We start from the raw sequence: 20991 nt of genomic DNA on the forward strand, positions 1-20991 counted from the left end.
GATAAGGAGCAAATAGATGAAATACGAAACTTTATTACCACGTTTTCTGGGCTACGTGAAGGAGAACACCCGCTCAGATGAATACTCAAATAGCGTCCCTTCAACACAAAATCAAGTTGTTTTCCTGCAAAAGTTAGTCGCAGAATTAGAACAATTGGGCTTGGCTGAGGTTAAATATAATAAAGTTAATGGTTATGTGACAGCGACAATTCCCGCAACGACAACTAAGGACGTGCCAGTCATCGGCTTTATCAGTCACGTCGATACGGCCGATTTCAATTCGGAGAATATTAATCCCCAAATCGTCGAAAATTACGACGGCCAAAGTGTCATCAATCTTGGCGAGAGTGAATTCAAACTTGATCCAAGTTCTTTCCCTAGCCTAAAGAAATATGCAGGACAGACGCTAATCACGACTGACGGAACCACGCTCTTAGGCGCAGATGATAAAGCTGGTGTGGCGGAAATCATGACTTTGGCCGAATACCTCATCGTACGGCCAGAGATTGAACACGGCAAAATTCGTGTGGCCTTTGGTCCCGACGAGGAAATCGGTACGGGTGCAGATAAATTTGATGTTGCTGACTTTGGCGCTGATTTCGCCTACACGGTTGATGGCGGCCCTGTGGGCCAGCTTGAATTCGAAACATTCAGTGCGATCGGCCTGAAAGTCGATATTCAAGGAACAAATGTCCATCCTAGTGAAGCAAAGGGGAAAATGGTTAGTGCAATTCAGCTGGCAATTGATTTCCATAACAGCTTGCCAGCTGCTGAACGTGCCGAAACTACTGAAGGGCGAGAGGGATTCTTCCACCTACTTAATCTAAACGGCACAGCCGAGGATGCCCACATGGACTACATCATCCGGGACTTTGAGCGCGCGGGGCTCAATCGTCGCCGCCAACTCGTACTTGATATTGCAAAGGAAATTAATCAAAAATTTGCTGAGCCACGTATCAAGACAACGATGGTCGAACAATACTTCAACATGGTTGAGGTGATGAAGGATCATATGGATGTAGTTGAACTGGCAGAGAATGCCATGTGTGCGCTCGGTATTGAGCCAGATGAGGAACCAGTTCGTGGTGGAACTGATGGCTCTAAGATTTCATTTATGGGACTACCAACACCAAACCTGTTTGCCGGTGGCGAGAATATGCACGGTCGGTATGAATATGTGGCCCTGCAGTCTATGGAAAAGGCAGTAGATGTACTGCTGAAAATTAGCGAGTTGAACACGAACAAGTAGTATATACAAAAAAGGCCACATGGCCTTTTTTTATGGCAAACTTAAGCTGAAATTCACCAAATATTTACATAAATATGTTAAATTGAACAAGTTGAAAAGGAGTTGGAACTTTTTGGAAAAAAGAAGTAGTCAAAATCAGAAGCAAGCACAGATAGATAGTGCAATCGGTGAAAAATCTGTCCACGTCTTCAACGATTTTCGAGATTTCCTCGCTACCGGGAATATCGTCAACTTTGCCGTTGGTTTCCTAGTTGGTAATGCACTGTCGAAGGTGATTCAGGCATTCATCACGGATTTATTCGATCCAATCATTTCGAAAATAACAGGTAAATCTGTGCTGTTGGTTAACCAGAAGCTCGTTTTGGGGCAAGGCCAGATAGTAATCAGCTGGGGGCATTTTATTAGCCAATTAATCAATTTCTTGATTACCGCAATCGCCGTTTACATTGTTATTCGTGCCATGCAAAAGACCATCATGAAGCAGGATGCTGCTGGTGCGCTGACCGGCGACGAGATACAGGCACAGATTTTGCGTGAATTACAGCTAAATAACCGAATGATGAGACGTAACCTCGAACTGAATCGGCGTGAAGAGGAGTTGCGTACTTTAAAAGCAGATATAAAAAAACGAGAAGATATTCTCGCCGTGAAAGAGCGTTTCGACGCAGCGAAACGTTAGCTTGATAAACCCCAGCTGTTTTTTGGCAAAAGCTGCCTAAAATGCTAGAATAGGACAATAAATAATAATAAAGGAGTAGGGATCATGCCTCTAGTACACATTGATTTAATTGAAGGACGTTCGGCTGAACAACTAAGTAAGATGGTTGAGGAGGTTACTGCAGCAATCGTGAAGAATACTGGTGCACCCGCAGAACACGTCCATATTGTTCTAAACGAGATGAAAAAAGAACACTACAGTGTGGGTGGAGTGCTCAAAAGCGCTGAATAAACCAAAAAGGTTCAAACTTGATTAATAGTAATCAAATTTGAACCTTTTCTAATTACGTTGAATGAAGTCAAGTAGCTGACTAATCTCAGCTTCCGACGCGTCGGCCTCACCAGTCTTCATGCCGTGAATTTTCTCAACTGCTAGGTGGCTGGCAAAGGCCAATCCTGCATCGTTCATTGAATGTTTTCTTTGGTACTCAACAATTAAGTCTGACAAATTATCTGGATTCATCTTTATCACCTCATCTAATATAAATTAATTTTAGCAATTTTCACTGCAAAATAAAATTAATAGAACTGCATTCTAGTGAAGGGGAAATACCTGAACTTGACCTTACCCTCAATCGCCGATTTTTTGATGAAGCCAATCATCCGGCTGTCCCGACTGACATTTCTGTTATCACCCATTACAAAGTAGGAATCTGCCGGAACTTTCTCTACGCCAAAGATAGATTGCAAACTGAAATCTGCTGTAAATTGCTGCCCCTCGGGCAAATCTTTCTTGTATTCATCAAGGTAAGGCTCCTTGACTGCTTTACCGTTGATGTATGTTACATCGTTCTTAGAACTAATCGTATCTCCTGGAAGGCCAATCACGCGCTTGATGTATAATGTACCAGGACTGTCTGGTGCATCGAGTACTACAACGTCGTAGCGATTAATGGTTGGGTGTCTGTTAGCAATCAAGCGATCGCCGTCTTTAAAAGTTGGCTCCATCGAGGGCCCAGAGACAATTTCGTTTGAAAGGACGAACTTAAATACAAGAAAATATGCGCCGAGAAATATTAGAGCTAATACTATGACTTGTAGGAACCATTTAAAGAGTGAGTCATTCTCGGTGTTTTCTTTTGCATATTTATTAGTTGTCATCAGCTAGCTCCTCATTTGTATTACAATATATTATAACTGATTTTGACGGTTCTGCATGTTAAAATCTCTCAAAGGTGAAGATTGATGAAATATTTAGCTAAATTAAACTGGTTAGCACAAGAAATCGGATTACAAGATGTAACGAAGCAGGTGCATCAAATTAACGAGTTAACTACCATTCTAGGCGACCAGCGAATTCCCAAAAAGCATCTAGCAGATATCGGCTTTTTGCCGGACAAGCTGGAGAGACTGTGTGAACAGGCGCCAACGAAAGAACTTGAAATTAAGGTGATCAATCAGCTATTGAATAATCTTCGCAATTACCTCGCGCAAGAATTTGGTCTCTGGTCGATTCCAAACTTGACCACGGCGGAATTAATTGCGATGAAATATCATCTGCATGATGGCCTTGAAATAATGGCCGGAAATGCCCAGTGGACGAAAGCCTTTCAAGATGTAGGAGTTAACATGGTTGCAACAGATGACCTGTCGTGGAGCGTAACTAGTGCGACAGGCGCCAGGAACTTTGCGCCGGTAACCAGGCTAACAGCTATCGAGGCGCTCATTCGCTATGCCACAGTCGCGGATTTCGTGATTCTGGCCTGGGCGCCTAATTTCGGCGATGCCGATATTGCTTTGCTCGAAGCTTATAGAAACTTACCGCGAAAACCTTTATTATTGATGGTGGGAGAACGCGGTGGTGCGACTAATTCAACTGCATTTTGGCGTACAGCAAAGGTTTCAACTATTAGTGCTGCCATTAACCGCAGCTTCAAAAGCTTTGATTTCATCAACGAGAAAATTCTGAAAGTTGAGTAATTATGTCTAATCTGAAGAAAAACATTTTGTACTTTACGCTATTCCTAAGCTTCTTGCTGCTAGGCCTATTGGTTTCGCGTGTGCAAGCGAATAACGCTGAATTGACACTTGCGACAAACGGACTTTCAACCTCGGCAAAAGAAATTACAACACTGAACAAAGTCCCAATTAAGCAATTATTGGCTTACGTTGATCAGAATTATGCTAAGGAAAAGGTCCAAATTCAGCTGACCAATAAAACAGAGAACAGTCAGATTTTGGTCTGGTCTAATTTTGATTTGACAAAATTACCCATTGAGAAGGGCCGTTTCCTTACAAAAAGCGATTTTGACGGAATCATTCCGTTTGCTTTGTACACGAAATACTCTTCCGCCGATGTGGAGGAGATTCAGGGTAACCCGTATATTTTGTATGATAATCGCTATATCTCTGTAGTTGGCAGTTTGCGTGAAGGTTATCAAAAGGATAATTACTACATCACCACCGGTCTGCACCAAACCACGAATAAGAATTTTTTAAATGATTACACACTGGTAATTGATGGCCTTTCTCAGAAACAATATTCGAGCATCGCTCATCATATCGGTGGTAAAGTAAAGCAACCCCGCTTCATCCAAAAGATTATGCAGGATAGACAACAGCCCGTTTATCTTTTCGCACTGGCCGTGTTCTCTATTCTTGTGGGTTTGGTGGTTGCGACTTTACTTGGGATTGGCACAAGAAGGGCTAACAAGAATACAGAACTTCGAGATAGTCTATTCCAAAGCCTACAGACCAACATCGTAATTCGCTTTGGTGGCTTTACCCTGGTTTTGGCAGGTCTGGCACTAATTATTTCCCACTACTTCTTTTACTTCAGTCAAATCAGCCAATATGTATGGCTATTAGTAATTTTGCTTGTAATCTTGAATATTAACTTCTCGATGATTGTGCTACCGAAAAGTACTACCAAAAAAGTCAATAAAGGATTAGATATAAAATGATTGATTTACCCATTGAGTTTACTGAAAAATTTACTGGTCTCTTAGGGAGCGATGAGGCCAACAAGTTGTTTAATGCACTACAAGAGCCCACCAAAAAGGCATTTCGCTTAAACCCACTCAAGTCAGGCTATAAAGATGTTAAACAAGACCTGACCGAAAAGTTGGCACTGATTAAAGATGCCTATGTCGGGCAAATAGATGGTCATAGCATAGAGCAGCTTGCTGGCTATGTTTATTCCCAGGACCCAGCCGCCATGTTTGTTGCAGAGGCTGCCGCTGTTCACCCTGGAGAACGAGTGCTCGATCTCTGTGCGGCACCAGGTGGTAAGACGACCCAACTGGCGAGTGGGTTGCACCAGCAAGGGGTACTTGTTGCAAATGAGATTAACCAGTCGCGGGCAAAAACACTATTAGAAAATGTTGAGCGTTGGGGAATTCAAAATTCTTTGGTATTGAACGAAAGTCCGGCGCGACTAGTCCCGTATTTCACCGGCTTTTTCGATAAAATCGTGGTGGATGCGCCCTGTTCTGGTGAAGGTATGTTTAGAAAGGACCCGGTAGCCGTCAAGTATTGGAGTCCAGATTATGTCGCAACATGTCAAATTAGACAGCAGGAAATAGTTTCCGCCGCTTATGCGATGTTACGGCCAGGTGGTCGACTAATATATTCAACGTGCACATTTTCTCCCGAAGAAAATGAACAAATTGTTGAATATTTACTTGGTCAATTTTCAGATATGAAACTGGTTCCGATTCAAACAAGGGCAGAGTTTGATCCGGGCCACCCAGAGTGGGGGACAACTGGTAATGCTGAGTTAAGATATACCGCCCGTTTCTGGCCCCAGAGAAATTTCGGCGAGGGACAATTTGTCGCAATACTAGAGAAAAGTTCAGCTGTGGCAGCGAATGAATCGCATGTAGCAGCACAGCTAATGGCCTTTGACTCAAGAAAAAATGTATTCGATCAAGATGCCATTCGAGAATTTTTTGCCAAGATTAAACAAACTGATCTGCTCAGTGGCAAGAGACAGCCAACCATATCCAATAATCATGTATTCCTGCCTATCATTAACCCAGCAGCAATTAAGGGACTCAGAATACTCAGAAATGGCTTAGAACTTGGTGAACTGAAGAAGAAGCGCTTCTTACCACACCATCAACTAGTGCAGATACTGGATCCCGATTCAGTACCGTTTATTAAATTGAATTCTGATGAGGAATTCAGGAAATTTGTTCATGGTGAAACCATCAAGGTAGAGTCGCCACTCCGTGGTTTCTTACCGGTTGCATACCAACATAAAATCTTCAGTTGGGGTAAGCTCGGCAACGATGGTATCCTAAAGAACTTTTATCCAAAGGGCCTGAGGAGATAAATAAGACCAGCTAACTTTTTGTTGACAATGTTAAATGAAGTTTTATAATAATTAAAAAAGGAGAATATTAAAATTATTTAAAAAGGAAAACGGCAAATATTAGTATACTTGACATAATCATGATGGAGGATGACGATGAAATTTAATTTTGACAGAGATAATAAGACCCTAATTATCGGCGACAAGCTGGAAAGAGCTAACAAACGTTTAACTGTTTCAGAATCAGAAGGACAAGTCAGGTTTATCATGATTTATAAATCCGGAATTGTGTTTAATGGAGCATCCAAAAAGACAAAGCCAGATATTACTACTGGTATCTAATCATAATGTTTCCTAATTTTTTAATATTAAGTACTCAATTAACGAATTGGCTAGAAACAAATCTAGCCTTTTTTGATATTGCGAAAAGCCAATTTCACTACCAGATGACCGGGGTGACTGATGAAGCCGATTTCCAGTTGAAGATTAAATCAGAGTTACTTTTCTCTTCAATATTTTGGTTGAATACAGATTCCGCCGAGGTTGCTCGAATGAATCAGCGCTTTACAGTTGCTATTTTGAGCGACAAGAAGCAGGATATCAAGCTGATACCTATCAAATATCTTGCCTTAATTTATCAGAGAGGGATGTCGAGTACTAATAGTACCAAGTTGAATGAATATGCTTTCAGGTTAGATGCTGTGTTAGACAAAGTGCAATTAACAGCAATGCAGAAATTTGAAGTCAAGTGCTATGAAGCGGTCTTCCGTGATGATTCTAATCAGAATATCGAGCATCAATTTGAGCGGTCCAATCTGGTACTACACCTCACGGATCCCTCACAAACCATTGCCAACATCTACGAAGCCACCCACATGGTACTTTATTTGTCTTTACTTGGTAAAGCAAAAATTAAAACTAGGCTAAGGATTGTTTTCAGCAAATACTTGAGAATAGTATTATTCTATGCACTACAAGAATCCATGCTGGATATACTCGCGGAAATTCTACTTTGCTGTGCAATTCTTGAGGAGTATCCACCACTCTTTGCAAAGGGCCTGACCAAGGTTACTGAGTTCTTCGAACAAGTACTTGCAGAGAATCAAGATCTGCATAACTGCGTACACTACTACCACACAATCTTGGTGCTACGAATGCTTGTTAAGAAACTTAATGAATCAGAGGGATCATAGATGAACGAATCTAATTCTCAATACATAGTCTTACTACAACAAGACAATTATGATGCTCTCAATCAACGATTATTAAGTGCTGTACACTGTGAAAACTTTGGTTTCACGGAAATTCTTGTAAGCTTGGAACTACGACAGAGACGACAGGTACTACCGCAATTGGCTCAAATACTAACTGAAAGTTTTATTGCCGATCGACCGATTGATGATTCATGGTTAACATTAGACGAACCAGAACTAAACGAGTTATTGGCAAACCTCAGCTTGGAACTATTCTTTTCCAACAGGAGACTAGCTCAAGATGACTTTGTTACTTTGGAGGGCTGCTTTGTCTCGGCCACCAATCACTACAAATTACTAGAATTTGCTTTTTTGGTCTGTATTCTTAATCGATATCATGAACAAACATTTTTTCATTTCACTTTAAGTTATATCACTCCAATCATTGAGTCAATGAAAGGTGAGCTGAAAGACCATAATATTGACTCAACTATCCTTGATTTAGTTGAAAACTTACTTAGATCCATAGATAAACCGGTGCGCCACAAATAATTCACAACAGGGGGAATTAAAATGTTAATCTTTAAATTTGGTCAAAAGGCTAAGTTGGTGAACTATTTGTTTTGGACAATTATAGATAGCTTTCAAGCAGTCTTTGTTGCCTATATTCTTGGTCAATTCATCAGCGCAGCCACGAAGGGGAGTATGCAGATTTTCCTCGAAAATACGGTTCTTGCAGGTGGCGGGTTTCTTATCTTTCTCGGTGTGAGTTTATTACAAGCTAACGCTGAAACTAGTTTTGTAGCTTCAGCAAACCTGGAAATTAAACAGGTAATGTTTCAGCATATTCTACGGGAGCCGGCGGCCAACACTTCTATCTCCGATAATATCTCATTTATGACCAATGACCTCAAGTTACTCGAAACAAACGGAATTAAGACCGAAATGAACATGATTACGAATCTCTTTACGTTTATTTTCGCCCTTGTTGCATCCGTCACTTACGATATCTGGACCACCATTGCCTTTTTTATTGGTTCACTCGTGCCCATCGTTATCTCCCAGTTCACACAGGGAACAATCAATAAGAAGGGCGCGGAATGGTCAGCTACCAACAGTAAATTTACCGCACACTTAAAAGATGTTTTGACCGGGAAACAATCAATCAGAGTTTACCACGCTGAAAAAGTGATGAATTCACAACTAATAAAGTTTGCTACCAAGCTTGAAGATGCACTGCGGAAGATGAATCTAACCATCGGGGTCGTCAATTCTTTTGCCTATACTGTAGCCATGGTCACGGCTATGACCATCCCATTTGGTGTTGGTGTCTATCGCATCATCGGCGGAGCTTTAACAATTGCGAGTTTCATTGCTGTGATGCAGTTATCTAACAGTGTTACAAATCCGTTAATGTCAATTGTGACGGCCAACAACGAGCGACAGACCGTCACTGAAATTCAAACCAAAGTTTTGGCAGCCAAGGAAGAGTTCGTTAATGAAGAAGGAGCCTTTACTGATGGTGAACCAGTCAAATTTGATAGTCTTCGTCTAGCAGATGTTTCAATAAAGATGAATGATCATCCGCTATTTGAACACCTCGACCTGAACGTTCAAGCTGGAGATAAAATTTTAATCATGGCTCCGTCCGGCTTTGGCAAGTCCACGTTACTTCATATTTTGGAGGAAGACCTCAAGCCCTCATCTGGAACCTACTACTATAACGATCAACCAAGTTCTGCATATAGCACTGGTACTCTGCGCCAGCAATTTGCATGGATTGACCAGACACCTTTTGCTTTTGATTCAACGGTCAAGTTTAACATGACCTTGGGGCTAGAATTCGGCAATGATAAGATTAAAGCTGCCTTGACTGATGCGGGTTTATCTCAATTTGCCACAGATGAAGGGTTAAACTACAAAGTTGGTGAAAACGGTCATAATCTTTCAGGCGGTGAGCTCCAGCGCTTAGAGATTGCCCGTGCCCGGCTTTTTAATCGACCTATTTTGTTAGCGGACGAGGCCACCTCATCCTTAGATGAAAAGACGGCGAAGCAAATCCACGAATTATTTATGAATGATGACCAAACATTAATTGAGGTTGCACACCATGTACCTGAAGACGAGTTTAGGGATTACACTCAAGTAATTCGCCTGGATGAAGCAACTGCGTGGAGCTTAGCCTAATATTAATGCAAAATTAAAAAATACAAACCTTTTAACAGGTTTGTATTTTTTTGCTAAATTTCAATGTTTACTTTTGTTTTGTCTATTAACGTAGACGGTAATCAAATTGCATCTTCTTTAAATCAGCTAAATCATTTCCCCCAAATAATGCCACCAATCCAGCTAGTTGATCTTGCCAGTTGGTAACCAGTTTGAGCAAACCAGCTTCTCCGTTTTGGTTGTATTCTTGGAGAAATCTGTTGCTAATACCAACTGCACTGGCACCAAGAACCATTGACTTGAGCACATCTAGGGGATTCCTAATGCCACCTGAGGCAAAGTAGGTGAGATTAGTTTGTCTGGCGGTCAAAAGGGCTTCAACAGTTGGAATGCCGATTCCCTCCAGATAATCCATGTCGCGTCCGGGACGTCTGAAGTTCTCAATCCAAGCAAAATCGGTGCCACCACTACCTGCTACATCCACATAATTAAAGCCATTTTGTTCGAGCAAACGTAAGCTCTTAACGTCGAACCCAAAACCAACTTCCTTAACGATCACTGGCAGGTCAACTGCGTCACGAATCTGCATCATTTTATTCAGCCACTGAAAATCTCGGTCACCCTCAGGCATGATTAACTCTTGTACAGCATTGACATGAATCTGCAGTGCGGCAGGCCGTAACTCATTAATCAATAGCTTAATCGTTGCAAGCGGTGTACCCGGATTTACGTTTATCAATAACATGCCATCGGGATTAGCGGCACGAGCAATTGTGAAGGTCTTGAGGGTTGCGGGTTCGTGTGCAACGATGTTCGCCGAACCAAGTGCTAGCGCGATGTTCGCTTTCTTAGCTACGCGTGCCAAGGCGGCATTAATTTCTTGTCCCTTATTCGAACCGCCGGTGATTGCGTTGATAAAAAAAGGCGCACTGAGAGTGTGCCCGAACATAGTTGTTCTAATAGAATCAGGTGTGACTACGGTTTCTGGTAGAGTAGGGCGCGTAAGCCTTAAATCGTCGAAGCTGTTTGCCTGATTTGCCTGATAACTGGCCTTAGCCAGAGCGAGGTGCTCGTCCTTACGATGCGCACTTTTGGATATTTTCTCTGATTTCATTTGTTAACTCAAAGAATGGACTTTGAAATCAAGCGGAAGAATTCCGTGATCACGCCATTCTTTCCTCATCTTAGTGATATCTGTCTCTCCGTTGGAAATTACAATCCCACAATCGCCGTTTCCTGCTCCAGAAGTCTTGGCTGCACCACCGTTTTTTTCTGCGATGTCAATCAAAGTTGTGAGCCGTGGAATCTCAATTTGAACGCTACTCATCTTAGCCAATGATTGGAGAAGTAATCTGTTGTAGCGAATTTTGTCTTGGATTAGCTTGATGTCCTGAGCCCCAAAGCCACGGACAATATCGAGAACGCAGGCGCGACTTTCCTCAACAAACTTCTCATATTGAATCGGATTGATGTGTTTTTCCTGATCGGTTTGGTCAACCAGCTGTGCCGTCAACGAAGGCTTTTGACTCCAGCCGATTACGAGGCTCATCTCTTTCGGCGGGGTCAAAAGCTGAATCTTCAACCCGGGCCAAGCCATGTTCACAATCTCAACCAGCGAATAGCGGTCAAGCTGGTCAAGTAACCACTGCTTGTCAAATGACTGGTAGGCGAGCCAACCGCCAAAGACGCTGGCAGCGATGTCGCCTAGCGAACCATTACCTTGCACTTGGAAGTGGGCAATGGCTGCCAATTTAAAAATAAGGTCTTTATCGAGTTCAAAGCCATAGAAGCGCAACACAGCCTTGACTGTTGCGACGGTAACTGCAGCACTTGAGCCCAAACCAAATTTCTTGCCATCGTCAGAGTCCAGCTCAGAGTTGACCGTTAAATCGTATACTTCTAAGCTAACGTTGTTTTCTAATACATATTGTTCTGTGTAATGGATTGCGGACAGGATGTAGTGGAATGGATTATCCCGGTTGTCGATAATCATCTTCGATCCTTGTCTAGTCCAGTGAATTGAGTCTTGGGAATATTGCTTTGAGTGAATGGTCCCGGTTGTTTGACTTGCCTTAATCGTCACACGAACAAATTCGTTGACTGCCACGATAATTGCTGGATTGTTAGTTTCTAAAACTGCATATTCACCAGCTATATAAAGCTTTCCTGGTGCTTTTTCAGTAATCAAGATTATACTTCCTCTTGTCTAATTAGTCTAAGTTTATTACACCGGGTCCAAAAGACGCCTTTATAATATTAACATTACCAAGTTCTTCTTTAAACCTTTCAGTAATTTCTTTTACATTTCTTAATTGACAAAGAATTTTAACGTTTGGGCCAGCGTCAATGGTGAAGTAGCACTCGATACCCTGTATTCTTAGCTGCTCAACAAGTTTTATGGCGTGAATGGTCTCCGGTTCGAGGTAAGTGAAGGGGGGATTGGCGGTGAAATTTAATGCGTGCATCGCAAGAGCGCTCCGCTCAGCTAGCGTACCAATTGCCGTGAAATCATTGGCCTTAATCGCCTGTTTCATCTGAATCACGCCTCGTTCTGCCTCCGTGCGCCAAACACCATAATATGGTGAGGTGTTGACTACTTGCTGCATCCCAGCAGTTGAGGAGATACCCTTACTCGCAAAATTAATCTCGACGGCTAGCAGACACAGATCAATTGTCGGCTGCTCATCAATTGGCATGGCAATTGAGTCTTGATCGTCTGTACCTTTTTGCCATTCGACAAAACCACCATAGATGGACCTAGTGGCTGAGCCAGAGCCTAATCGCGCCAGCCTAGAGAGCTCTTGCTTATCAACATCCAGTTGGTATGCAGCTACAAAAGCCTGTGCCAACGCGGCAAAAGCCGAACTAGAGCTGGCTAGACCGGCACTTGTCGGCACATGATTTGTTGTCTGAATTTTAAATTTGTCATGGGGTAGCCGATATCTGTCTTGTAGTGTCTCGATATAATCGAAAACCCGCCTGCTAGAGGCTGGCTCCTGCACCACGTTGTTCAACGAGAAACTACTTTCAGTGGTTGTTGATTGCTCCAATAATTGAAAATTCGTGTCGGTGTAGAATGCGTCCAGTGTCATCGAGAGGCTGGAGTTTTGGGGTAATTTCAGCTGATTATTAGCCTTGCCCCAGTATTTGATTAGTGCAATATTCGTGTGCGCGCGTGCCTTACCAATTCTCATTTTAAATCTCCTCAATCCAGATGTTAGCTGACAGCTCCGCCTGTGCATGTTGAATTGCCTGTGCACTAGCACGTGTTTCTGCAAGACTGATGACAATGCCACCGAGGCCACCGCCACTAATCTTGCTGCCCAATGCGCCATTATTTATGGCCCGATTGATCAATTCATCAAGTCTATTCGTCGTCAATCCAAAACTAGCAAGAATCTCGTTGGCCTCCGTCATCTTTTTACCAAATGAATGAGCATCATGCTCCTCAAATGACGTTAGTGCTTGTGTGGCCAGTGTATCTAATCTAGCCATTAAGTTATTCTTGCTCGGATTCTGACGGAGTTCTGAGCTAACTAACTGCACTGCTTCTTTCGTGTTACCGAGCTCGCCAGAATCAGCAATGACCAAAAAGCCGCCGAGCTTCGCACGAATTTCGGTTGGACCAGACTGTTTGCTGAAGCTAACTAGATGATTGCTATTAACCGTGGCGACATCCAATCCACTAGCTGAGCCGTGGTTGATTGTCTCTGCAGCATTCGCGAGTTCAATAATTTCCGCTTTAGTCAGGTGCAGATTGAAGTGTTCTTGCATCACCTTAATGGTCCCTAGGGCGACGGCAGCAGAGGAACCGAGTCCACGTTCTTCCGGAATCTCACCCTCAAACCGGAGTTCAAACGCGCTCTTAATTGAGTAACGCTGCCGAATTGCCTGCACCGTCCAAATAATTCCAGCAAAATTTTTAGGGGCACGTGAAAGCTCACCAGTATAGTCATTCGTAACCAGCGTACAGGTCACAGCCTTTATATCTGTGAGGACAGTTTTGATTTGAATTGAAGGCGTAGGCAGAGCCAATGCATGGTAACCAAATACCACCGAGTGTTCACCAATTAAAATGACCTTACCATGTGTAATTTGCGTTGATTTCAAAATAATCATCCTCCAGAATCGTTAATTAAACTTTAAGCTATTGTCGGAAAATTTGCTAGTCATTGAGGTAGGAGAAATTATTTCTTTAGTAAAAATCATCCTGCGTCTTTATGCTAAAATAGATGAAGCTACTAAATTTGAGGGAGCGGCCAATGATCAACTTTCTAGTGGGGCGGCAGTCCGCCAATATTCAACAAGAAATTATTAATGAGATGGTGGAACATTACAGGGCAAATACACACCAGATGCATTTTCTCATTGTACCCAATCACATTAAGTTTGGCACCGAAGTTGCAGCCCTGAAGACCTTGAGTGCGCGCAGTAATCGAGAAGAGGTCAGTGTAAAAAACTTTCAAGTATTATCCTTCTCACGATTAGCCTGGTATTTCTTAAAGGAAGCAGGGCAGAATATATTACCTGGATTGACCGATGCCGCAGCACAGATGCTCATCAGACAAATAATGAGCGAACACCAATCTGAGCTTCTGCTGTATGACAAGGTCAAACTGAATCAAGGCACCATCAGCCAAGTTTACCAATCAATTTCCGAATTAAAAACCAATAATCTAACAACACCCAATCTGGTAGCTGTCGTTAACGATGTCAAGAACCAAGAAACAAGCGCCAAGCTTCACGACTTAAGCCTAATCATGGAGTTGTTCAACCAGGAAATAGAGTCTAAGTTCAGCACGAAGAACGACACGCTGAATTTATTAAATGAGGTACTGGCCACCAGCGACCTGTTGCGCGATAGTCAGTTTTATTTCAGTGACTTCTCTAGTTTTTCTAGCCAAGAGACCACCACAGTCAAAATTTTGCTGCAACAAGCAGGAAATGTGTCACTCGGCTTCAAAACTCAAACCGGTAGGATTAAAGAATCCGCACCCAAGATGACGGACTACGATTGGAACGTTCAACGCGTGATTCATGAATTAATGCACTTTACGCGCAATAAAAAACTTTCCTACCGAATCGAATCAGCTGAACTAACGGCGACTAGTCAATCGATTAAACTGCTCAATAAGTTCTGGACCGGCGAACAACAACATTTGGATGCTACTGAGCGTGCTTTAGTCAAGCAATCCCTACAACTCGTCAAAGCAGACTCTCGCTACTCTGAAGCCTATTTTGTTGCGCATACAATTTACCAGCAGGTTGCTTTGAATAATGCACGATACGCCGATTTTCTCGTCCTCGCACCCAATCTTTCGAGTTATGAAACCTATCTCGGCCCGATTCTGGAACAACTAGACATTCCATACTTCAATGACCTGCAGAAGGAGATGAAGTATCATCCACTCGTAATCATGATTGAGGCGCTAGCAGACTTGAATCGGCATCATTTGAACACAGATAGTCTGATTTCTATTTTCAAAACCGGGCTAATTCTACCAGCCAACCTTGATGCCGAGCACGCTTTATATTTAACGGATCAACTGGAGAACTTTGTCTTAAAATACGGAATTAATCATCAGCGGTGGCATACTGATTTCAAGACATTGTTAGATCTCAAGGTAGCTGAATCGGAGTCAGTTGAACTTGTGAAAGAGCTAAACGACTTCAAGAACTACGTCTTGAGGGCGGTTGAATCCTTGCTCGAGTGTCTATCAACAACTACTGATACGCGTGAGGTTCTGACCGAATTCTACCAGTTCCTAGATGATAACGATGTACCAAAACGCCTGGAAGAATGGCGTGACCAGGCGAACGCTGCCGATAATCTACAATTAGCACAGCAGCCAGAACAGGTCTGGCAGACACTCAATCAGCTTCTGAACGATTACTTGACCATCAACCCAGTCAATTTCGACCGAGATAGTTTCTTTGAAACACTGATTACAGGCTTTTCCACCGCTACATTTGCGCAGATTCCATCAACACTCGATGCTGTGACCATCTCAGAAATGGGGATGGCGCAGACCAACGAATATCAGCAGTGTTTCATTATTGGCGCAACTAGTGGCGATCTACCAGCCACCAAAAGTACGCCAAAGTTTCTCAATTCGGAAAATATTACAGACCTGAACCGGCTATTGCCTGATGAGAAGCAAATCACCGACTCAACAGTAGATAATAACTGTATTCAGGCATATCAATTCGGCCAAAACCTCTTACTGGGGCGGATGCGGGTTTATCTTTCGTATCCATTGATTAATGCAGAGAACAAAGCTTTGAAACCGTCAATGTATTTCACTAAGTTGATGAACGCATTGGGGGTAACAGAAGCCAACCTCTACCACCAAACGGATCTGCCTGCAACTACGGGTGGTAATATCATTGGCTTTTTGACGAAACCACTCAATTCAGCGGGTTATTTAGCCTATTTATTAAAGCACACATCAAATAACATGGCTCAGAGCTTACTGCAGGTTGCCCAGAATTCTGATGATGCTTTGGTCACGGGGAAAATCAACCGTTTACTAAGGGCCCAAAACTTCATCAACCGTTCCGTTGATTTAACTACGGCCGAGGCCAACGCCTTATTCGGCAATAAAATTTATACATCGGTTTCTCAGTTGGAGACTTATTACGAGAACCCGTATGAATATTTCCTGAAGTACGGCTTAAGACTACGCGAGCGTGACGAAAATGAGTTTGATCAAATTCAAACCGGTAATTATTTTCATGAGATATTCGACCTCCTAGTCAAAAACTTGACCGCTAACCACCTTGATTTAGGGGCGATTAAGCACACTCAGTTGATGCAAGCACTACAACAAATTACTAGCCGGTTAAAAGAAGAACAACAGTTTAAGTTCTTCCTAGCTGAGCCCACCAACCGTTATCTGGCAAGTCAATTGGATCAAACGGCGACTGAGGTCGTGAATAATTGGGTGGCGAAACTGCAAAGGACACCGTTACGGCCGGCTTTCTCCGAACTTACTTTTGGCCAAGGCAGCCATCTTAAAGGGCTCAACTACGACTTTGACGGTCACCAAATTATGCTCCGGGGCAAGATTGACAGAATCGATTTGGCAACGGTCAATAACACGACCTACGCCCAGATTGTGGACTATAAGTCGAGTACAAAGGAATTTGACCTGAATAGTTTCTACAATGGCTTAGCATTGCAGATGGTCTCTTATCTAAAAGTATTAATGCAAAACAAGGCTTACTTTACTACGGGAACAAGCATTATTCCGGTTGGTGCATTCTATCAAACAATCTCCCGTAAACCGGACAAATTTGGCACAAAGAAAATAAATCCAGACTTCACGCTTCATGACTTTGAACACGACTTTATTTTAAACTCTCGCCTGGACGGACTCATCCTAAATGACCCTGGCATGTTGAGCATCGTAGAACCTGATTTGAACGGTCAGTCTACAATTTATAAGAGTGTGCAGGGGACCAGCAAGGGGATTAAACTGCCCAAGAATAAAAATTATACTAGCGAGCAACTGAAGCTCATCTTCGACTACACTGATTACTTGATTAAGCTAGCGGGAAGAAATATTCTGGCGGGAAAATTCCCAATTGCACCTTTCAAATATGGTGCCCTGACGGGGATGCAGTATTCAAATTACAAAGAGATTATGATGTTCGACGCGATGTTGCAGGAAAACCAGTATAAAAAGATTCAAAAGAAAGACTCTAGTGAGTTATTCAATCAGATGAAAGGGGAATTAGGCGATGAGTGAGGTAACTTACACACCAGAACAAAGTCAAGCAATTAATGACCAAGACCTAGACATCCTGGTCTCAGCTTCAGCCGGCTCTGGTAAGACCAAGGTACTGGTCGAGCGAGTATTACAGAAGATTCTTAATCAAAGTAACCCTACTCCCGTCAGCAAACTGCTCATTGTCACGTTCACTGAGGCTGCAGCAAGCGAGATGAAGGAGAAGATCCAGACTGCGATTGAGAAGGCTATTGCTGCGCCAGAGAATCAGAATAACGATTTCCTCAACCAACAGTTGGTTGACGTGCAGACGGCCAATATTTCTACCCTGCATGCATTTTGTTTAGACGTGATTCGCCGTTTTTACTATGTCATAGACCTTGATCCAACCTTCTCGCTCCTAACCGACGAGACTCAGGCACAATTGCTGAGGGAACAATCATTGGCTAACGTCTTTAACAGGCACTTCGAGGAAGGAGATCAAGAGTTTATTAGCTTTATCGAGAATTTCACCGGTGATCGCGATTTTGAAACTGCTAAAGCCATTATCTTAGATCTGTACTACACGGCTATTGCGATGCCCGACTATGAATCATTATTCGAGCAGGCTAGACGCCTCCATTCTGTGCCGGATACTGGCCTAATCCATGCGCCAATTTTTGTTGACCATATTACGCCCGACCTAATCCACCAATTCAGGGAATTAATAACGACGATTGCTGACACGCTTAGACCGGAACTGACAGAAATTCCCCAACTTGAAAAAATCAGCAATTCGATCACTGCTTTACAAGAGAATATTCAGCGTTTTGTTACTGGCCTAGAAAATGACGCTTCCTTTGATGAATTACGTGAAATTCTGGGTAATAGCACCTTCAACAGAACAGCTAAGAGCGGCAAATGGGACGAGGAAGTTAAGGAAGGTTATGACCAACTTGCCGCTGTCAGAACCGCAGCTAAAGACCTCATCAAAGAAACGTGGACCAAATACTTTGCCTTTACGGAAGCAGAACAGGCTGCCGAAATAGAAACTAGCCGGAAATATCTGGCTGAGTTAATCCAGCTCGAACGTGAATTTATTGCCGAATACGCCACCCAAAAACGGGCCAAGAATTTTCTAGACTTCAACGATTTGGAGCAGTTTGCTTACCAAATTCTAAACCCGAGAAACACAGCCACCAACAACCAGATGGCGCAAGAATTTTACCAGAACAAATTTGCAGAGATATTGGTGGATGAGTATCAGGATACGAATCCCATTCAGGAGCAAATCGTCCTCTCAATCAAGAAGAGCCATAAAAATAACATGTTCATGGTCGGTGACGTCAAGCAATCAATCTACGCCTTTCGGCAGGCGGAACCCCAGCTTTTTATGAAGAAATACGTTGCCTTCAACGATGATAATCCAGCAAATGAGCGAATCACGCTTGCCGAAAATTTCCGCTCTAGCAAGAAGGTCACTAACTTCGTTAATAAGCTATTTGTTCCCCTAATGACCACGGATTTTGGTGAACTAAACTATGAGTCTGAAGGTCAACTAAAGCCGGCAGCAAACTATCCTAAAGACCTGGCGGATGCTGTTGAAGTCTCCTTGTTCGACAAGAATAACCAGGAAGTGCCAACAACAGAAGAGCATGCAGGTGAGCAGGTTGATAGTGCGCCAGAACTGGACTTCAATGAGATTCAGATGGTCATTAAGCGAATTCAAATGATGCAGCATGATCATTACCAGATTTTCGACCCAGAAATTGGCCGCAAGCGCGAGTTTAAGCTTAGTGATATTGCCATCCTCACCCCCACTAGAACAAATAACCTCAATATCATGGAACAATTTGCGCACGCAGGCATCTCTTTGTTTATTTCCGATGCCCAGAATTACTTTCAGACACTTGAACTGACGATGATTATGTCCTATCTCAAAATAATTGATAACCCAGATCAGGATATACCATTAGTCAGTGTGATGCGGTCACCGATGTACGGCTTCACCGAGCCTGAGCTAGCGCGAATTCGCATTAGTAATCAGCACACAAGTTTTTATAAAGTGCTAATTGCGTTCGGTGATCAAACACCGCTTTCTCAAAAAGTTGCAGCTTTTTTGAAGGATCTCAATGAGTTTCGGACATTTGAAAAGCTTCATCGAATATCCGAACTCATCTGGCAAATATACGAACAAACGAGACTTGTTGATCTGGTCACTGGATTGCCAAACGGGCGGCAACGCCGGGTTAACCTTCAGGCACTTTACGAACGAGCTAGCAGTTACGAGAGTGCTGGCTTCAAGGGCCTCTATCAGTTCATTACCTTTATTGGCCGCATGCAAAAGAGTAAGAAGGATCTGGCACAGCCTTTACTAGCCGATGCAGCCGATAATTCCGTGCGGCTCATGACAATCCACGGGAGCAAGGGGTTAGAGTTTCCAATTGTCTTTCTAGTAGGATTAAGCGGCAAGTTTAACACATCAGACTTTAATGCCGACTACATTATTGACAGTCGTGCGGGTATCGGACTCACGAATAAGCATGAGTACATCAAAATCAACACGGTAATCAAGAACGCACTCGCACAGGAATCAAAGAAGAGACTACTCGAGGAAAAGGCCCGCGTGCTCTACGTTGCATTGACCCGCGCCGGTCAGAAGCTGATTCTGATTTGTGCACCAAATAAATTAGAGCAGCTAATTAGTAAATTTGAACAATCAAAGCTCACGTTAACTGATAAGTTAAACGCCCAGAATTTTCTCGATCTGATGGGACCCCAACTAGACATTTTCCATCAGCTTATCAAATCGACGCCAGACTTAACGAACGAGTTACAGGAAAAGGAGAACGTCGTCTTCATTAGGTACAACCCGGTCGATCTGATCGGTTTATCATCTGATGAGTCTGACCAATTGACACACGACGTTAGTCAGAGTGATCAAGAGCCAACCGATCTTTTACTGGCTCAGGCCAAGCAACTATTCGACTTTCATTATGGCTTCTTGGCAGCGACTAAGACAACTGCCTACCAAGCGGTATCGGAGATTAAGCAGTTGTTTAATGATCCGGATATCGTCCAGTTACAAAACTCCCAGATTGTGCGTGCAACAAACAGATATCTTCAGCCCATAGAAGCAAAACCTGCATTTTTGACTAGCAACAACTATGGCGCGGCGGATATTGGTACTGCAACGCACTTAATCCTGCAAAAGCACGACTTTAGGCAGCAGGCAAACCTGGACATTCTAAGAACTGAAATCAGCAAATTAGTTAACACCAATCAACTCGATCAAGCTTTGGCGGATAAAGTTGATCTCACTTCAATCATTAACTTTTTGAAGTCGAGCCTTGCAAAGGACATTAGTCAGCATACGACCACGCTCTTACGTGAGGTCTCTTTCTCAACTCTGATTAAAGCCTCAAATCTTTTTAAATATTACAACGATGAGGCTGGCAAAATTCTTGTTCATGGTACAATTGATGGGTATTACGAGACGGAGCGAGGAATCGTGCTCTTCGATTACAAGACAGATCATCTAGACCCAGGGGATGCAGGACTAACAAAGTTAGCAGCTAAGTATACCGGACAACTACGTCTGTACCAAAAGGCGATTGAGGAGTTTACGGGTCAACCAGTGCTACACAAGTACCTAATCGCGCTCAGTACAAACGAGCTAATAGAAATTGATTAAGTTATTTA

The 20991-nt window shown here is 42.9% G+C and carries 18 protein-coding genes; 12 read left to right on the top strand and 6 right to left on the bottom strand.

All coding sequences use genetic code 11. The features are described from left to right. The first annotated feature begins 16 nt into the window (after window positions 1-16). From pepT to FC62_RS00875, 3 genes are all read left to right on the top strand, one after another. Window positions 17-1249, top strand: coding sequence for a peptidase T (gene pepT, locus FC62_RS00865; protein ID WP_056946181.1), 1233 nt, complete (start codon window positions 17-19; stop codon window positions 1247-1249). 112 nt (window positions 1250-1361) lie between these two features. Continuing rightward, window positions 1362-1928, top strand: coding sequence for a large conductance mechanosensitive channel protein MscL (mscL, locus tag FC62_RS00870; RefSeq protein WP_162254387.1), 567 nt, complete (start codon window positions 1362-1364; stop codon window positions 1926-1928). A gap of 84 nt (window positions 1929-2012) precedes the next feature. Further along, window positions 2013-2198, top strand: coding sequence for a 2-hydroxymuconate tautomerase (locus tag FC62_RS00875; RefSeq protein WP_054745026.1), 186 nt, complete (start codon window positions 2013-2015; stop codon window positions 2196-2198). A gap of 48 nt (window positions 2199-2246) precedes the next feature. Here FC62_RS00875 and FC62_RS00880 read toward each other — a convergent pair whose 3' ends face one another. Both FC62_RS00880 and lepB read right to left on the bottom strand, forming a co-directional pair. After that, window positions 2247-2429, bottom strand: coding sequence for an LBP_cg2779 family protein (locus FC62_RS00880; RefSeq protein ID WP_054745028.1), 183 nt, complete (start codon window positions 2427-2429; stop codon window positions 2247-2249). Window positions 2430-2485: 56 nt separating this feature from the next. Continuing rightward, a complete protein-coding gene (gene lepB, locus FC62_RS00885; protein ID WP_056946176.1) occupies window positions 2486-3067 on the bottom strand; it encodes a signal peptidase I in 582 nt (193 codons plus the stop codon). A gap of 84 nt (window positions 3068-3151) precedes the next feature. Here lepB and FC62_RS00890 point away from each other — a divergent pair, with 84 nt between their 5' ends. The 7 genes from FC62_RS00890 to FC62_RS00920 all read left to right on the top strand — a co-directional run bounded on the left by FC62_RS00890 (window position 3152) and on the right by FC62_RS00920 (window position 9601). Beyond that, window positions 3152-3886, top strand: coding sequence for a hypothetical protein (locus FC62_RS00890; protein ID WP_082611553.1), 735 nt, complete (start codon window positions 3152-3154; stop codon window positions 3884-3886). Window positions 3887-3888: 2 nt separating this feature from the next. Beyond that, entirely contained in the window at window positions 3889-4869 is a 981-nt protein-coding gene (locus tag FC62_RS00895; RefSeq protein WP_056946172.1) for a hypothetical protein, read from the top strand. Then, on the top strand, window positions 4866-6242 hold the full coding sequence (locus FC62_RS00900) for an RsmB/NOP family class I SAM-dependent RNA methyltransferase (protein WP_056946170.1): 1377 nt from the start codon (window positions 4866-4868) through the stop codon (window positions 6240-6242). Before FC62_RS00895 ends, FC62_RS00900 begins: the two co-directional genes overlap by 4 nt. A gap of 135 nt (window positions 6243-6377) precedes the next feature. Continuing rightward, window positions 6378-6563 (top strand): hypothetical protein, encoded by a 186-nt coding sequence (locus tag FC62_RS00905; protein ID WP_054745041.1) that lies wholly within the window; start codon window positions 6378-6380, stop codon window positions 6561-6563. A 5-nt stretch (window positions 6564-6568) separates the two neighbouring features. Then, complete coding sequence (locus FC62_RS00910) at window positions 6569-7414, top strand: DUF6895 family protein (protein ID WP_056946168.1); 846 nt, start codon at window positions 6569-6571, stop codon at window positions 7412-7414. Continuing rightward, window positions 7415-7966: a hypothetical protein gene (locus FC62_RS00915; RefSeq protein WP_056946166.1), complete on the top strand. Its 552-nt coding sequence runs from the start codon at window positions 7415-7417 to the stop codon at window positions 7964-7966. Window positions 7967-7987: 21 nt separating this feature from the next. Continuing rightward, window positions 7988-9601 carry an ATP-binding cassette domain-containing protein gene (locus FC62_RS00920; protein WP_056946164.1) on the top strand — a complete coding sequence of 538 codons (1614 nt, stop codon included), beginning with the start codon at window positions 7988-7990 and terminating at the stop codon, window positions 9599-9601. A gap of 85 nt (window positions 9602-9686) precedes the next feature. Here the strand turns inward: FC62_RS00920 and fni are convergent, their stop codons facing one another. The 4 genes from fni to mvk are packed head-to-tail and all read right to left on the bottom strand — an operon-like array spanning window position 9687 to window position 13690. Then, window positions 9687-10679 carry a type 2 isopentenyl-diphosphate Delta-isomerase gene (gene fni / locus FC62_RS00925; protein ID WP_056946427.1) on the bottom strand — a complete coding sequence of 331 codons (993 nt, stop codon included), beginning with the start codon at window positions 10677-10679 and terminating at the stop codon, window positions 9687-9689. 18 nt (window positions 10680-10697) lie between these two features. After that, entirely contained in the window at window positions 10698-11768 is a 1071-nt protein-coding gene (locus tag FC62_RS00930; RefSeq protein WP_056946161.1) for a phosphomevalonate kinase, read from the bottom strand. Window positions 11769-11790: 22 nt separating this feature from the next. Then, complete coding sequence (gene mvaD, locus FC62_RS00935; protein WP_056946159.1) at window positions 11791-12774, bottom strand: diphosphomevalonate decarboxylase; 984 nt, start codon at window positions 12772-12774, stop codon at window positions 11791-11793. Window position 12775: 1 nt separating this feature from the next. Further along, window positions 12776-13690 (bottom strand): mevalonate kinase, encoded by a 915-nt coding sequence (gene mvk / locus FC62_RS00940; RefSeq protein WP_056946157.1) that lies wholly within the window; start codon window positions 13688-13690, stop codon window positions 12776-12778. A gap of 152 nt (window positions 13691-13842) precedes the next feature. Between mvk and FC62_RS00945 the strand changes: the two genes are divergently transcribed. Both FC62_RS00945 and addA read left to right on the top strand, forming a co-directional pair. Beyond that, the gene (locus FC62_RS00945) at window positions 13843-17331 is read left to right on the top strand and encodes a PD-(D/E)XK nuclease family protein (RefSeq protein ID WP_056946155.1); all 3489 of its coding nucleotides are present in this window, start codon (window positions 13843-13845) and stop codon (window positions 17329-17331) included. Next, window positions 17324-20983: a helicase-exonuclease AddAB subunit AddA gene (gene addA / locus FC62_RS00950; protein ID WP_056946153.1), complete on the top strand. Its 3660-nt coding sequence runs from the start codon at window positions 17324-17326 to the stop codon at window positions 20981-20983. The genes FC62_RS00945 and addA overlap by 8 nt, the downstream gene beginning before the upstream one ends. The last annotated feature ends 8 nt before the right edge of the window (window positions 20984-20991 follow it).

The organism is Amylolactobacillus amylotrophicus DSM 20534 (assembly GCF_001434555.1).
Taxonomy (GTDB): domain Bacteria; phylum Bacillota; class Bacilli; order Lactobacillales; family Lactobacillaceae; genus Amylolactobacillus; species Amylolactobacillus amylophilus.